The organism is Staphylococcus agnetis (assembly GCF_002901865.1).
GTDB classification, from domain to species: domain Bacteria; phylum Bacillota; class Bacilli; order Staphylococcales; family Staphylococcaceae; genus Staphylococcus; species Staphylococcus agnetis.
The window spans coordinates 15418-31136 of sequence record NZ_PPQF01000012.1; the positions used below are offsets into that span (position 1 = coordinate 15418).

Here is a 15719-nt window from a genome sequence, read left to right on the forward strand (position 1 = left end):
ATTTTATGAGGTTTAAATTGGCATTGATTTGTAAAAACAAAAGTTATTGTTCATCAACTATGTGAATTTTTTAACATTAGGGGATTTTACTATCGAATTAGGTATTTCCCTAATGTTGTGTGTAAAGGTTGAATTATACAATTAAATTAAGTTGGAAAGCCTATGTATTTAAGGAGGATGAACATGGTTAAATTTGGATTGAATTTCTTTAAACCTACTGAAAAGTTCAATGGGAACTGGTCGGTTTTAGAACATAAAAGCCGTGAATGGGAAAAGATGTATAGAGAACGTTGGAGCCACGATAAAGTGGTGCGTACAACACATGGTGTGAACTGTACGGGCTCATGTTCGTGGAAAGTATTTGTTAAAAATGGTGTCATTACATGGGAGAATCAACAAATAGACTATCCAAGTTGCGGACCTGATATGCCTGAATTTGAGCCGCGTGGTTGCCCACGAGGTGCATCATTTTCATGGTATGAATACAGTCCATTACGTATTAAATACCCATATGTCCGTGGAAAATTATGGGATTTATGGACAAGTGCATTAGAAGAACACCAAGATCCAATCAAGGCATGGGCTTCCATTGTAGAGGACGAGGAAAAAGCGACAATTTACAAATCTGCACGTGGAAAAGGTGGACATATTCGCGCAAATTGGAAAGACGTGTCGCAGCTGATTGCAGCACAATTAATTTACACAATTAAAAAAGATGGTCCAGACCGTATCGCTGGCTTTACACCAATTCCAGCCATGTCAATGATCAGTTATGCAGCGGGTGCACGTTTTATCTCATTACTTGGTGGAGAAATGTTGAGTTTCTATGATTGGTATGCGGATTTACCGCCAGCATCTCCGCAAATTTGGGGAGAACAAACGGACGTACCAGAATCAAGTGATTGGTATAATTCTTCGTATATTATGATGTGGGGTTCTAACGTTCCGTTAACGCGTACCCCAGACGCGCACTTTATGACTGAAGTACGCTACAAAGGTGCAAAAGTCATTTCAGTTGCACCTGACTATGCTGAAAACGTTAAGTTTGCGGACAACTGGATGGCACCTAATCCGGGTACTGATGCAGCCATTGCACAAGCGATGACGCATGTGATACTACAAGAGTTTTATGAAGATAACCCATCAGAAATGTTTATTAACTATGCAAAGCAGTACTCAGATATGCCATTTATCATTCGTTTAGATCAAGATGATAAAGGATACAAAGCAGGGCGTTTTTTACGGTCAAGTGATTTAGGAAGTACAACGCCGAATAGTGAGTGGAAACCGGTTGTAATTGATGCTTTAACAGACACCATTCAAGTTCCAAACGGTACTATGGGTCAACGTTGGGAAGATGGCAAACAATGGAACTTAAAACTAGAAAATGAACAAGGCGAAAAAATCGATCCAAGCATGTCTGTAGTGACAGGCGAACATGAAATTGTAACGATTCAGTTCCCTTACTTTGATAATGCAGGCAACGGTGTGTTTGAACGACCAATCGCAGTACGTAAAGTCACTTTGGCAAATGGTGAAGAAGTACTTGCAGCAACGATTTATGACTTGATGACGAGTCAATATGGCGTGAAACGTTTTAATCATCCATTAGAGTCCAAAGATTTTAATGACGCAGAATCATTCTATACACCGGCTTGGCAAGAAAAAGTAACAAGTGTGAAAGCAAATTTAGTGACACAAGTGGCACGTGAATTTGCACAAAATGCGATTGATACAGGTGGACGCTCAATGATTATCATGGGAGCAGGTATTAACCACTGGTTTAACTCTGATATGATTTATCGATCTATTTTGAACTTAGTCGTACTTTGTGGTTGCCAAGGTGTGAATGGTGGCGGTTGGGCGCACTATGTAGGTCAAGAAAAATGTCGTCCAATTGAAGGGTGGAGCACCATTGCTTTTGCAAAAGACTGGCAAGGTCCACCACGTTTACAAAACGGTACAAGTTGGTTCTATTTCGCTACAGATCAGTGGAAATACGAAGAATCTGGTGTAGACCGTTTAGCGTCACCATTGGCTGAAAATGTGAAGTTGCAACACCCTGCTGATTATAATGTCTTAGCAGCGCGCAATGGTTGGTTACCATCTTACCCACAATTTGACCGCAACAGCTTAATGTGGGGAGAAGAAGCAAAAGATGCTGGAGAATTTACGAACGAAGCGGTTTTAAAACGTGCGTTAGACGATGTGAAGTCCCGTAAAACAAAATTTGCGATTGAAGACCCAGATTTGCGTAAAAACCATCCAAAGTCATTGTTCGTATGGCGTTCAAACTTAATTTCAAGTTCTGCTAAAGGACAAGAATATTTCATGAAACATTTGCTAGGTGCGAAATCTGCATTAATGGCAGAACCAAATGAAACTGAGAAACCTGAAGAGATTACTTGGCGAGAAGATACGGTCGGTAAATTAGACTTACTTGTGTCATTAGATTTCCGTATGACTGCGACACCACTATACTCTGACATCGTGTTGCCGGCAGCGACATGGTATGAAAAACATGACCTATCGTCAACAGATATGCATCCATTTATCCATCCGTTCAATCCAGCAATCGATCCATTATGGGAATCTCGTTCAGATTGGGATATCTTCAAAACGATTAGTAAAACATTCTCAGATATGGCACGCGTACACTTAACTGGTACGTATAAGGATGTTGTTACAGCACCACTTGCGCACGACTCTAAACAAGAAATTTCACTTGCATATGGTAAAGTTCACGACTGGACAAAAGGTGAAATTGAACCTATTCCAGGTAAAACAATGCCAGGATTTGCGGTTGTAGACCGTACGTACACAGACGTGCATGATAAGTTCATTTCAGTAGGGCCATTATTAGAAAATGGTAAAGTCGGTGCCCATGGTGTGAGCTTCTCTGTAAAAGAACAATATGACGAACTTCGTAGTATGGTCGGCACATGGGAAGATCATACAGTTAAAAATAATAAACCAAGAATTGATACTGCTCGAAAAGTGGCGGATGTGATTTTAAATGTATCTTCTGCAACAAATGGTCGTGTATCTCAAAAATCATATGAAGATCTTGAAGCACAAACAGGTATGCAGTTAAAAGATATTTCAGGAGAACGTGCATCTGAAAAAATCACATTCTTGAATATCACTTCACAGCCACGTGAAGTCATCCCAACAGCAGTATTTCCAGGATCAAACAAACAAGGGCGCAGATACTCACCATTTACAACTAATATTGAACGTTTAGTCCCATTTAGAACATTAACAGGACGTCAAAGTTATTATATTGACCATGAAGTATTCCAACAATTCGGTGAGCAATTACCGGTGTATAAACCAACATTGCCACCAATGGTATTTGGTTCAAAAGATAAACAAGTGAAAGGCGGACAAGATTCACTCGTACTGCGCTATTTAACGCCACATGGTAAATGGAATATCCACTCAACATACCAAGATAACCAACACATGTTGACGTTATTCCGTGGTGGTCCAACCGTTTGGATTTCAAATGAGGATGCAGCGCAACATGATATTGAGGATAATGATTGGTTAGAAGTGTATAACCGTAACGGTGTCGTGACAGCAAGAGCGGTTGTTTCACATCGTATGCCTCGAGGCACAATGTTTATGTATCATGCGCAAGATAAACACATTGAAACGCCAGGATCTGAAATTTCTGGTACACGTGGAGGCTCTCACAATGCGCCAACACGTATTCACTTAAAACCTACTCAGTTAATGGGTGGTTATGCACAAATCAGTTATTCGTTTAACTATTATGGACCAATTGGGAACCAACGTGATGTTTACGTTGCGGTGAGAAAGATGAAAGAGGTGGATTGGCTTGAAGATTAAAGCGCAAGTTGCAATGGTGTTAAACCTAGACAAATGTATCGGTTGTCATACGTGTAGTGTGACATGTAAAAGCACATGGACCAATCGACCTGGTGCGGAATATATGTGGTTTAACAATGTAGAGACAAAACCAGGTATAGGTTATCCAAAACGTTGGGAAGACCAAGGGCACTATAAAGGTGGCTGGACGTTAAATAAAAAAGGAAAGTTGGAATTAAAATCAGGAACGCGAATCAATAAGATTGCACTTGGTAAAATTTTCTACAACCCTGATATGCCAGTCATTAAAGATTATTATGAACCATGGACATACAACTATGAACATTTAACAACAGCAAAAGCCTCTGAACATTCACCAGTCGCAAAAGCACATTCAGCAATGACAGGTCAACGTATGGATATTGAATGGGGCCCTAACTGGGAAGATGACTTAGCGGGTGGTCACGTTACGGGACCACAGGATCCGAATATTCAAAAAATCGAAGAAGAGATTAAATTCAACTTTGACCAAACATTTATGATGTATTTACCACGTTTATGCGAACATTGCTTAAATCCGAGCTGTGTGGCCTCTTGTCCATCTGGCGCGATGTATAAACGTGACGAAGACGGCATTGTTCTTGTAGACCAAGAAGCTTGTCGCGGCTGGCGCTACTGTATGACGGGCTGTCCTTATAAAAAAGTGTACTTCAACTGGAAAACAAATAAAGCCGAAAAATGTACATTCTGCTTCCCACGTGTTGAAGCAGGAATTCCAACAGTATGTTCGGAAACATGTACAGGTCGTATGCGTTATTTAGGCGTCTTACTTTATGATGCAGACCGTGTTCAAGAAGCGGCATCAACTGAAAACGAACAAGACTTATATGAAAAACAACTCGACTTATTTTTAAATCCATTTGATGAAGCAGTAATCGAGCAAGCCGAAAAAGATGGTATTTCACAAGAGTGGATTGAAGCAGCACAAAACTCACCGATTTATAAACTTGCAATCGAATATAAATTGGCATTCCCATTACATCCAGAGTACCGTACAATGCCGATGGTTTGGTATTGTCCACCGCTGAGTCCAATTATGAATTACTTCGAAGGTAAAAATGCGGGCAATAACCCAGATGCGATTTTTCCTGCAATTGAAGAAATGCGTCTACCTGTTCAATATCTTGCAGAATTATTTACTGCTGGCGATACGACTGCAGTGAAAGGTTCGTTGCAACGTATGGCTATGATGCGTAGCTACATGCGTGCACAAAATACGCAACGTGACTTTGATACGTCGCGATTAGAACGTGTCGGATTAACAGAACGTCAAGCCAAAGATATGTATCGTTTGTTAGCAATTGCAAAACATGAAGATCGCTTCGTGATTCCAACATCGCATAAAGAGCAATATATGGACACCTATGCAGCACAAGGTAGCCAAGGCTATGGTGGTGAACACTTCGGTGCAAACTGTGACGGTTGTGGCGTACCTGTAGGTGCAGGTGGTAAAACGGGTCAAGAAATATACAACGACAACTTCTATGGAGGGATCTTCCGTGATTAATCTTGAAACGCTCAAGTATTACAAAGAGACATTTGCTTATCTGAGCCAACAATTAAGTTTTCCGGAAAAATTGACCTTTCATCCTAAAACATTTGATGCGATTTTCAGTGAGGATCACCCTGCGTATCCTCACGTGAAAGCGTATCGTGAACGTATGTATGAATTAAGTTTGTCTGAAATTAAATCTTTGTACACGGATACGTTTGACTTTAATAAGAAAACAACGTTATATATGACCTTCAATAAATTTGATACGCAAAAAGAGCGCGGACAAATGCTAGCAAAGCTTAAAGTTTTATATGAAATGTTTGGCCTAGAAATGCCAGCATCAGAGCTCTCTGATTATTTACCATTAATGCTTGAATTTTTATATGCAGCACCGATTGATGGCGATGATCGCGCACAAGAAAATATGCAATTGCTTATTATGATTATTGAAGATGGCACGTATCCAATGATGAAATATTTAGAGGAAAAGGGTAATCCATATAGTCATTTAATACGAGGTTTACGAGAAACGTTAAAACGTTGCATCGTACAAGACAATGAGGTGACACAACATGTTTAATCAATTTTTGTGGGTAATCTTCCCATATCTCTGTCTTGCAATCTTCATAATTGGTCATATTGCACGTTATAAATTTGATCAATTTTCATGGACTGCAAAATCAAGTGAATTTATTGAAAAAAAGCAACTTAAATGGGGAAGTTTATTATTTCATTTAGGTATTGTGCCTGTGTTCTTTGGACATGTCGTTGGACTATTAATTCCGGCGCACTGGTTAGAAGCGGTAGGTGTAAATAACCACCTGTACCATATTGGAGCTGTGTATATTGGTAGTATATTTGGTATAATAACATTAATCGGTATGTTTTTATTAACAGCAAGACGTGTAACAAAAGCAAATGTACGTCGATTGAGCTCTGCATCAGATATACTTGTCAACTTTTTATTATTAGTCATTGTGTTTGCTGGTCTTTATGCAACACTCGTTGTAAATGCTACAACGCCAGATTTTGATTATCGTCAAACAATTTCTATATGGTTCAGAGGGTTGTTCATGTTTAGCCCTGATGCAAACTTAATGACAGCTGTGCCATTTGCATTTAAATTACATGTATTGTTAGGTTTTTCAATTATGGCTTTGTGGCCGTTCACAAGACTTGTTCATGTATGGAGTGTCCCATTATCATATGCGAGCCGTAGTTATATTATTTACCGTAAACATAAAGTATAAATAAAGATGGGGTGATGACCGTGGACCCAATTGATTTTTCCAAGCATGATTATCAATCGGAGCTTGAAGTGTTGCGACTTCGCTTTGGCTTTGATTTTGCAGGACTTGCATTACCTACAGAAGATCACGCGGGCATGAAAATCAAATGGCGTTACGTGTCAGGTAATCTGAATAATAGATATCAACGCATCGTTCTCCGTAATGGACGTGGCATTGCTGGTACTGTCATGAAAACAGGAAAGTCAATGACTATTGCTGATACAAACCAAGAAGAAATACAACAATCATTATTTAATTTTCCGATACTCTTGAGTGAGCAATTGACTGCACTCGTAGCAATACCGCTTTGGCACAATCATCGTGTCAAAGGGGTCTTGTTATTTGGTCAGAGAAACGGAAAACCCTTACCTAACAAGACACGCGACGTCATTAATATTAAAGGAATTGGTTCATTAACAAGTGAAGACAGGGTGATATTATAATGAAATCTAAAACGAAACCGCATGTTTTAAATGAGTTATTGTTATCACATTTTGAAAATACAACTGAAATGATTCTCTTTATTGACCGTGATGGGGATGTTATTTTTATGAACAACGCTGCTAAGCGTGTGCTTTCAGATGATAATCATATACAGACGATAACATCTAATACGATATGCGGACGTTGTGAAGGGTATACGACAGAACATGCGTTAAAAACGTGCTACAATTGCTTTCTTGAAACACAAGAAATGGGGAATTCAACCTTTCAAGTGTTCATGAAAACACGTGAAAATAAAGTGGAACCTTTTACTGCAATGTATCAAACTATAGATTCAGAGCAAGATATTAAAGTTTTTACACTTCAAAATGTAACACAACAACTCGAACGCCATGAAAAATTACATCAAAGGCACATGATTCAAAAAACCATTGCTGCACAAGAAAATGAACGTAAACGCATATCGAGAGAACTTCATGATGGTGTTGTTCAAGAGCTAATCAATGTGAATGTAGAGATGCGTCTGCTCAAATATCAACAAAATATGGAAAGTATGATTAAACAATCTCATAATATAGAAGGTTTAATGTCTAAGCTTATTGATGATATACGTAATTTATCCTCAGAATTAAGGCCATCTTCATTAGATGACCTTGGTTTAGATGCAGCATTTAAAACATACTTTAAGCAACTTGAAAACAATTATGGTTTAATGGTGAATTATCATTTTGATATGCCTCCACAGCGGTTTGATAGTGAGATTGAGACGGTCGTGTATCGTGTCGTGCAAGAAGCTGTATTTAATGCAATGAAATATGCAAATGTAGATGTCGTAGATGTGAATGTTCGAATTGATAAAAATCGGTTATTTGCTGAAGTTTCAGATCAAGGGACAGGTTTTGATCCGAAAGACCATCCGAAAGGCTCTGGCCTAGGTTTATATGGAATGAATGAGCGCGCTGAACTTGTTAATGGTAAATTAGATATTAAAACAGAAAAAGGGAAAGGTACTCTCGTCACTTTAGAGGTGCCAATTGAGCAAATTGGGGGCGTTGAGTTTGAAAATCGTAATCGCAGATGATCACGCAGTGGTACGAACAGGCTTTTCTATGATTTTAAACTTCCAAGAAGATATGGAAGTTGTAGGAACAGCTGCAGATGGTGTAGAAGCTTATCAAATGGTCATGAAATACGAACCTGATGTTTTAATTATGGATTTAAGTATGCCACCTGGTGAATCGGGTTTAATTGCGACGAGTAAAATCTTAGATAGTTTTCCTAAAACGAAGATATTGATTTTAACGATGTATGATGATGAGGAATATTTATTTCATGTTTTACGTAGTGGTGCAAGTGGCTATATTTTAAAAAATGCACCAGACGAGCAACTATTACTTGCGATACGTACTGTTTATAAGGGAGAAACATTTATCGATCCAAAGATGACAACATCTCTTGTTAAAGAATTTGTCCATTCTTCGGATGATACCTCTTATTCAAATGATCCATTTAAAGTCTTATCAAAGCGAGAACTTGAAATATTACCGCTCATTGCAAAAGGATATGGGAATAAAGATATTGCTGAAAAACTGTTTGTTTCCGTAAAGACTGTTGAAGCACATAAAACACGCATTATGGATAAATTAAACTTAAAGTCTAAGCCAGAACTCGTGGAATATGCGTTAAAGAAAAAATTATTAGATTTTTAAATTAAACGTTGGAAGTCTTAGTTAAGATTTCTAGCGTTTTTTTACTTTCTGATTTTTATCAATTCGACGTTAAATCATATGTGAAAATGCTAACTTTTTTAGGGGAAGCACCCATATGTGTATAGGGGAAGTCCTTATGTTATTAATTTCACAAGCAAGTTACACTATGTATGAATTAGTTAACACGTATTAAAATGAGAGACAATGGAAAAAGGTCTATACGTTTTGGTACACTGTGAAATTTAAAGAAAAAGGGTGAAAGAGAATGAATAAGTCAAAAGGCGGTCTTCAGCTCGGTTTACAAACACTGAGTCTTGTAGCTGGGTTCATGGCGTGGAGCATTATCGCACCACTGATGCCATTTATTTCTCAAGATATTAAAATCTCAAGTGGACAGTTATCTATCATCTTAGCGATTCCTGTCATTTTAGGTTCAGTCCTTCGTGTACCATTTGGATATTTAACAAACATTGTAGGTGCAAAATGGGTATTTTTTACGAGCTTTATTGTATTACTGATACCTGTTTTCTTACTTAGCCAAGCGACGTCTCCTGGCGCATTAATGTTTGCAGGCTTCTTCTTAGGTGTGGGTGGCGCAATTTTCTCTGTAGGTGTAACATCCATTCCAAAATATTTTTCTAAAGACAAAGTCGGTTTAGCAAACGGGATTTATGGAATGGGGAACTTAGGTACAGCAGTATCTGCGTTCTTAGCACCACCTATCGCAGGTGCGATTGGTTGGCAATCTACTATTAAATTGTATCTTATCGTAATGGCTGTATTTGCGATGATTATGTTCTTCTTAGGTGATGGAAAAGAACCAAAAGTGAAAGTCCCACTTGTTGAGCAATCACGCAAATTGATGGCCAACTACAAATTGTATTATTTAAGCTTCTGGTATTTCATCACATTTGGTGCATTCGTAGCATTTGGTTTATTTTTACCTAACTACTTAGTGACACATTTTGGTATTGATAAAGTAGATGCAGGAATTAGAACAGGTGTATTTATTGCACTCGCAACGTTCTTACGTCCAGTTGGTGGTATGTTAGGAGATAAATTTAACGCAGTGACAATGTTAAAGATTTTCTTCACTATTATGATTGTAGGATCATTCTTGTTAGGTGTTTCTCAAAATATCTTCTTCTTTACACTTGGCTGTTTAACAGTCAGTGTATGTGCAGGTATTGGAAATGGACTCATCTTCAAGCTTGTGCCACATTACTTTACAACAGAAGCGGGTGTGGCCAACGGTATCGTCTCCATGATGGGTGGCCTTGGTGGTTTCTTCCCACCACTTGTGATTTCAGCAGTGACAGCTATGACGGGTACAAGTCATTTGGCATTTATATTATTAAGTGTTTTCGGTATTATCGCATTACTGACAATGATGAATTTATCAAAACGTGAAAAAAACGTCGCATAAATAAAGTAGCGCGCTAGAGTAGCATTCAATGCCTCTAGCGCGTTTTTGATTTTAAAAGCTTTTCCACATTTAGGATTAAATGAAAGTAAAACGTGATCTAAAAATGCGCGGTGATAATCGTTAACGCTTTTCGTTGACTAATGTAACCTCACGCAAGAAAATGTGTTTTTATAATGTTTTCCAACACAACAGGTAATTCTACAAAAGCACTTTGTTTATGAATACGCTCTGTCACTTTATGCGCATCTTTACCGATTGGACCACAATTAATTAATGGTGCTTGAATGGCTTCAATATCTTTAAATGGAATTTTATATGTACGATTAAATACAGGTGTATTGTGTTCAAATGATTCAAAACCAGAGCCATTCGGTGAGGGTGCTACATAACTTAAATCACTAATACCATTGAAATAATGAATGCGTTCCGAACTGCGTTGAAATGATTGTTTGAAGGTGTCACGTATAGTTTGACCTACAGCTTCAGTCATCGGGTTGAATGATGTATTTGTAGCTGGATAATAAGGTGGTGTAAAAAATGTAATGACCGTTGGACCGAGGTCTCGACACATATTCATCAGCAAATCGACAATGGTAATCGATTGTAAGTGTGCGGCAGAATCATGTGCGATAACATCGTCAATCATTTGTTGTACTGTACGTTCATCATGAATCTTTACCGCATGTTGATAGAGTTCTTGATACGTCATAAAATTCATTTGTATATCAAAAGCAATATCTTCAGCGTTGATGCGCTTTTCATAAATAGACATTCCTTTTTCTACACCTTTTTTTACGGCTGCATTAAATTTATCATAGATTTCGTCTGCATTACTTTTGAATATAAAAAGGTTAAATAATGCAACGGTACGAAATGGTGTTTGCACATCATAATAATCTTTAATGTCAGTGATTTTTAAACTTACAGGCATGGGTGTCTGTTCACCTTCAAAATGTTCCTTGAAATTCAAACTATATTCGATTTCTTGTTGAATGAAACTCATTAAAAAATTAGAACTTAAACCATTTGAAGGTGTGCCTACGTGTGTTTCGCGACCATACACCAAAACACTTGGCATAATTTTACCAATAGAACCGGTGTAATAATAATGATTGTCATCATCTTGCGCTTGTTGGAATGTGGGCTCGCTATTTAAATGTAACGCCATCTTCAACTGATGCTTTTCACGAAGTGTATTTACGTATTCTACCGCAGCATGCATCCCTTTAGATGTGACTTCTTCATCTGGGACGGTCATTAATATTAAATTGACATCCCATTCTTCAATGCTCGCTTTTTCAATGAGTGCCATATGAAGCATTAAACCTGGTTTCATATCCATCGCGCCACGACCAAACAGATAATCCCCAGACTGTAAATCCGCACGACTCACTTCGCCTAGATAAGTGGTATCATTTCGAAAAGCTTCCGTAAGTTGATCCATATCAAATGCCTGTCCTTGAAATGGACCATAATCATCAATGCCAACAGTATCAAAATGACTAATTAAAGTGACAGTGTCTTTGGCATGTGGTGCTTTATAAAAAGCAACAACCGCATGACGTTTATCATTTGTTGAAACGAGTTGTACATGGTCTGGATGTGCTTTAAAATAGTCTAATGTCATGAGCTCGTCTTGAATCATATAAGGAAACTCTAACTCTCCAGTAGAGTGTGTCACACTTGAATGTGCGACAAGTTGTTTCAGTAATGCCTCTCTATCAGAAGCGGTTTGCCATCTCATATTCATGTTTAAATCCCCCTTGTTGAATAACAGTAAATATATCATTCAATTGCTATTGTAAAGGGTTTCATAGCGCAAAGACAATAACTAATTTTTCGTGTGGTTGTTTTTGAAATTTATGTGACGACAGCAAACTTACTACCGTCACGATATTAAACTATGATACTATAATCATAATGACTATTTAGAGAAAGTTGGATACACGATGGCGAAGAAAATTTTAGGTTTTGTATTTATCGCTGTGCTTTTATTTGTGCTCGTTGCTGCAGGATTTTTTGCTTATAAAGGATACCAAAAAAGTCAAAACTACAAATTGATAGATCAGTATCTTACAGAAAAGCATTTGAAATCTAAAATCATCGATGAAAAAAGCGATTATGATCAGCGTAAAGGTATTTTTTATAAGGAAATCCGCTTAAAAGGCGATGAAAAAAATATTTACATCGCTCAACCGATCCATTTAAAGCGCGGTTTATTTTTACAAGGCTTTGATGCTAAAACGAAAAAGCATGATAAAAAAGCCAAATACAACTTCTTTGATGAAAATTATAAAATGAAATAACGTAATAAAAAACTCGAATCGTGTAAAGAGGTTCGAGTTTTTATATTTAAGATGTCAGCAACTTTGATGATATTTTGTCTTTAATCGTTTAACGTGTGTTTGAATCGAGAAGGATGTTATAAGTTTTTGATATAATAGGTTTAAATGTATTGAAAGGGGTTATGAGATTATGAAAGAAACGAAACAATTACTTAAACAATTAACAGATATTGATGGGATTGCAGGGCATGAATATGATATTAAACATGAGATGCGAGCATTACTTGAACCGAATAGCGATGAAATGATTTATGATAACTTAGGTGGCGTATACGGAAAAAAGCAAGCTCAATCAGGTAATAAGACGATTATGATTGCGGGTCACTTAGATGAGGTCGGTTTTATGGTTACCAAAATAGATGATAATGGATACATAAAATTTACGCCTGTAGGTGGCTGGTGGAACCAAGTGATGCTTTCTCAAAAAGTTACGATTACCACTGATCAAGGCGATAAAATAAGAGGTGTAATAGGATCTAAACCGCCCCATGTATTAGGTGCTGAAGAACGAAAAAAACCAGTAGATATTGATAAGATGTTTATTGATGTAGGGGCGAAAGACAAAAAAGAAGCTGAAGCAGCAGGAATCGAAATCGGTAATATGATCACACCTTACTCTGAATTTGAAACACTTCTCAATTCCAACTATTTGATGGCTAAAGCATTTGATAACCGTTATGGTTGTGCATTAGCTGTGGATGTTTTAGATGAATTAAAAGATACTTCTGTTCAAGTGAATGTTGTCTCAGGGGCGAATGTGCAAGAAGAAGTTGGACTTCGAGGCGCAAAAGTCGCAGCACATAAAATCAAACCTGATTTAGCGATTGCTGTGGATGTATGTATAGCCTATGATTCTCCAGGTATGGAACAGGATGGAGATGTGAAACTTGGTGAAGGACCTGCAGTGATTGCACTAGATGGCTCCAATATTGGGCATGTCGGCTTTTTACGTCATGTAAAGAAAGTCGCAAAAGCACACAATATTGCGCTACAATTCGATACAATGCCTGGTGGAGGCACGGATGCTGGAAATATACATACTTCTTTGGATGGTATTCCATCAATATGTATTTCGGTACCCGTCCGATACATGCATTCTAACGTATCGGTGTTACATCAAGAAGATTATCAAAAAGCAGTCCAACTTGTTACTGAAATTGTGAAAGCTTTAGATGATGAGACGGTAGAACAAATCATTTGGTAAATCCAATTACATCAAATATTGAATGATACTACATTTAAGGAAGTGCGCGATTTTGAAAACATTTCATGTCGTGTGCTTTCTTTTTTGTATCAATCATGATTGTCAATCAACTTGAATTCATGTTAGATTAATTTCAATACATAGTTGTAAAGGAGGCGTTATGATGCAGCACTCTCAAAAAAGATGGATAGGGTATTTTTTGGTGATTATAGGTGCATCATTTTGGGGTGTAGGAGGCACAGTGTCACAATGGCTCTTTCAACATGCGCACTTAGAGGTAAGTTGGTTCGTTGCTGTGCGTCTCATTATTTCTGGTGTGTTATTAATTGGCATTGCGTTCATCACCCAAGGCCCTAAAGTATTTGTCATATGGTGGGACAAACGTGCGGCGTTTCAAATCGTTATTTATGGCATTTTCGGTATGCTTGCAGTCCAATACACGTTTATGTCATCCATCAGTTATGGTAATGCTGCAGTTGCAACGTTATTGCAATATTTAGGTCCTATTTTTATGATATTTTATCTCGTATTAACAAAAGTAACGACATTTGGTCGCAAAGAGGCTATAGCCATTATTTTAGCGCTCGTTGGTTCATTCTTATTATTGACGAATGGGCAAATCTCAAATTTACAAGTGCCCAAAGCAGCGATAGTATGGGGATTTTTATCGGCTATTGCTTTAGCGTTTTATACCATTTATCCTGTGAGATTGTTAGCACGTTGGGGTTCGTTAAATGTTGTGGGCTGGGCCATGCTCATTGGTGGAATCGCTTTGAGTTTCATTCATCCACCATGGCACGTTGATTTGACAATCTGGACATTTAATACACACGTATTGTTTTGGTTTGCGATAATTTTTGGTACCATGTTAGCATTTTGGTTTTATATCGATAGTTTACATTATCTGTATCCACATGAAGCGGGACTCTTAGGTACAATTGAACCCTTAATGGCATTATTAGCATCAATTGTATGGCTTCAAATAGGATTTGGTTTATGGCAACTCGTAGGGGTTATATGTATCATCGCCATGGTAGTCGTGCTCTCTATTATGAAAAAATAAGGTAACACTTTGAGGTTGTGCTACAAAAATAAGGAGAGCATTTTTAGAAGAAATGTGAGGCTTTGATGTTCATCTAAGATGAATGTCAAAGCTTATTTAATTGTTTTATAAAGTGCGTTTTTAAAGCATTAGTGTAGTGAGAAAATAATTCTTTTTTCTGAGGACATAACTGTTTAATGAAATGGTAACTAGAATATAGAGGTATTACAATATAATAAAAATGCCAACAACATTCATTAAAACATGAACATTGTTGGCTATCATTTGAAAAGGTCCTATTATGTTTCGTTATCGTGTAGTAGAGATACGTTGATGTCACTCTTATAAGTTATATACGGACGCTACTCAGTGTAATCACCAAAAGATAAACATGTTATTTTCAATGATTAATGATGCATTTTCATATCATGAATTTTCATCATTAATCCGTGTGGTACATCGTCATGAGAAACAACTTCTTTTTTCACATAATCATGTTTATCGCCTTTATTTGTAACAAGTTTGACAAAGTCACCTTTTTTAGGTTGGAAGTCATTATCTGTAGGAATCTTTACATTTTTTTCAATGGATTTATCAGATTCACTAATCACTTTTTCTGCAGTTGTATCATCTTTCATATAACCGTAATATGTTTCTTTTTGTCCAGACATCATAATTGCGACGATCACAATAATAGTTGCAACTAACATTAATCCAATTAAAATAAAGCCAAGTGTTTGTTTACTTTTCATATTTAGTAAAGCTCCTTTAATTAATATAATGTTATTGTAATAGATTGAGGGTGAAAGCAAAAGGGGGATATATATCGACAAAATTGTGACAACGTTTTAAATAATAGGTGATATTAATT

At 37.3% G+C, this 15719-nt stretch carries 13 protein-coding genes; 11 read left to right on the top strand and 2 right to left on the bottom strand.

Annotated features, from left to right (window positions below):
- Positions 1-183: 183 nt before the first annotated feature.
- From CD172_RS02270 to CD172_RS02305, 8 genes are all read left to right on the top strand, one after another.
- Positions 184-3855, top strand: coding sequence for a nitrate reductase subunit alpha (locus tag CD172_RS02270; RefSeq protein WP_103345354.1), 3672 nt, complete (start codon positions 184-186; stop codon positions 3853-3855).
- Positions 3845-5401: a nitrate reductase subunit beta gene (gene narH, locus CD172_RS02275; RefSeq protein ID WP_103345355.1), complete on the top strand. Its 1557-nt coding sequence runs from the start codon at positions 3845-3847 to the stop codon at positions 5399-5401. Before CD172_RS02270 ends, narH begins: the two co-directional genes overlap by 11 nt.
- Complete coding sequence (narJ, locus tag CD172_RS02280) at positions 5394-5969, top strand: nitrate reductase molybdenum cofactor assembly chaperone (protein ID WP_039644207.1); 576 nt, start codon at positions 5394-5396, stop codon at positions 5967-5969. Before narH ends, narJ begins: the two co-directional genes overlap by 8 nt.
- Positions 5962-6639: a respiratory nitrate reductase subunit gamma gene (gene narI, locus CD172_RS02285; RefSeq protein ID WP_103345356.1), complete on the top strand. Its 678-nt coding sequence runs from the start codon at positions 5962-5964 to the stop codon at positions 6637-6639. The genes narJ and narI overlap by 8 nt, the downstream gene beginning before the upstream one ends.
- 20 nt (positions 6640-6659) lie before the next feature.
- On the top strand, positions 6660-7121 hold the full coding sequence (gene nreA / locus CD172_RS02290) for a nitrate respiration regulation accessory nitrate sensor NreA (protein WP_103345357.1): 462 nt from the start codon (positions 6660-6662) through the stop codon (positions 7119-7121).
- The gene (locus CD172_RS02295) at positions 7121-8203 is read left to right on the top strand and encodes a sensor histidine kinase (RefSeq protein ID WP_103345358.1); all 1083 of its coding nucleotides are present in this window, start codon (positions 7121-7123) and stop codon (positions 8201-8203) included. The genes nreA and CD172_RS02295 overlap by 1 nt, the downstream gene beginning before the upstream one ends.
- Positions 8181-8831 carry a nitrate respiration regulation response regulator NreC gene (nreC, locus tag CD172_RS02300; RefSeq protein ID WP_103345359.1) on the top strand — a complete coding sequence of 217 codons (651 nt, stop codon included), beginning with the start codon at positions 8181-8183 and terminating at the stop codon, positions 8829-8831. The genes CD172_RS02295 and nreC overlap by 23 nt, the downstream gene beginning before the upstream one ends.
- 265 nt (positions 8832-9096) lie before the next feature.
- Positions 9097-10257, top strand: coding sequence for a nitrate/nitrite transporter (locus tag CD172_RS02305; protein ID WP_060551728.1), 1161 nt, complete (start codon positions 9097-9099; stop codon positions 10255-10257).
- Between the two features lie 148 nt (positions 10258-10405).
- Here CD172_RS02305 and CD172_RS02310 read toward each other — a convergent pair whose 3' ends face one another.
- Complete coding sequence (locus tag CD172_RS02310) at positions 10406-12007, bottom strand: M20/M25/M40 family metallo-hydrolase (protein ID WP_103345360.1); 1602 nt, start codon at positions 12005-12007, stop codon at positions 10406-10408.
- Between the two features lie 199 nt (positions 12008-12206).
- Between CD172_RS02310 and CD172_RS02315 the strand changes: the two genes are divergently transcribed.
- From CD172_RS02315 to CD172_RS02325, 3 genes are all read left to right on the top strand, one after another.
- The gene (locus CD172_RS02315; protein WP_060551726.1) at positions 12207-12563 is read left to right on the top strand and encodes a DUF3139 domain-containing protein; all 357 of its coding nucleotides are present in this window, start codon (positions 12207-12209) and stop codon (positions 12561-12563) included.
- Positions 12564-12732: 169 nt separating this feature from the next.
- The gene (locus tag CD172_RS02320; RefSeq protein ID WP_103345361.1) at positions 12733-13806 is read left to right on the top strand and encodes a M42 family metallopeptidase; all 1074 of its coding nucleotides are present in this window, start codon (positions 12733-12735) and stop codon (positions 13804-13806) included.
- Positions 13807-13966: 160 nt separating this feature from the next.
- Positions 13967-14869 (top strand): EamA family transporter, encoded by a 903-nt coding sequence (locus tag CD172_RS02325; RefSeq protein WP_103345362.1) that lies wholly within the window; start codon positions 13967-13969, stop codon positions 14867-14869.
- Positions 14870-15255: 386 nt separating this feature from the next.
- Here CD172_RS02325 and CD172_RS02330 read toward each other — a convergent pair whose 3' ends face one another.
- The gene (locus tag CD172_RS02330) at positions 15256-15600 is read right to left on the bottom strand and encodes a DUF4889 domain-containing protein (protein WP_103345363.1); all 345 of its coding nucleotides are present in this window, start codon (positions 15598-15600) and stop codon (positions 15256-15258) included.
- Between the last annotated feature and the right edge of the window lie 119 nt (positions 15601-15719).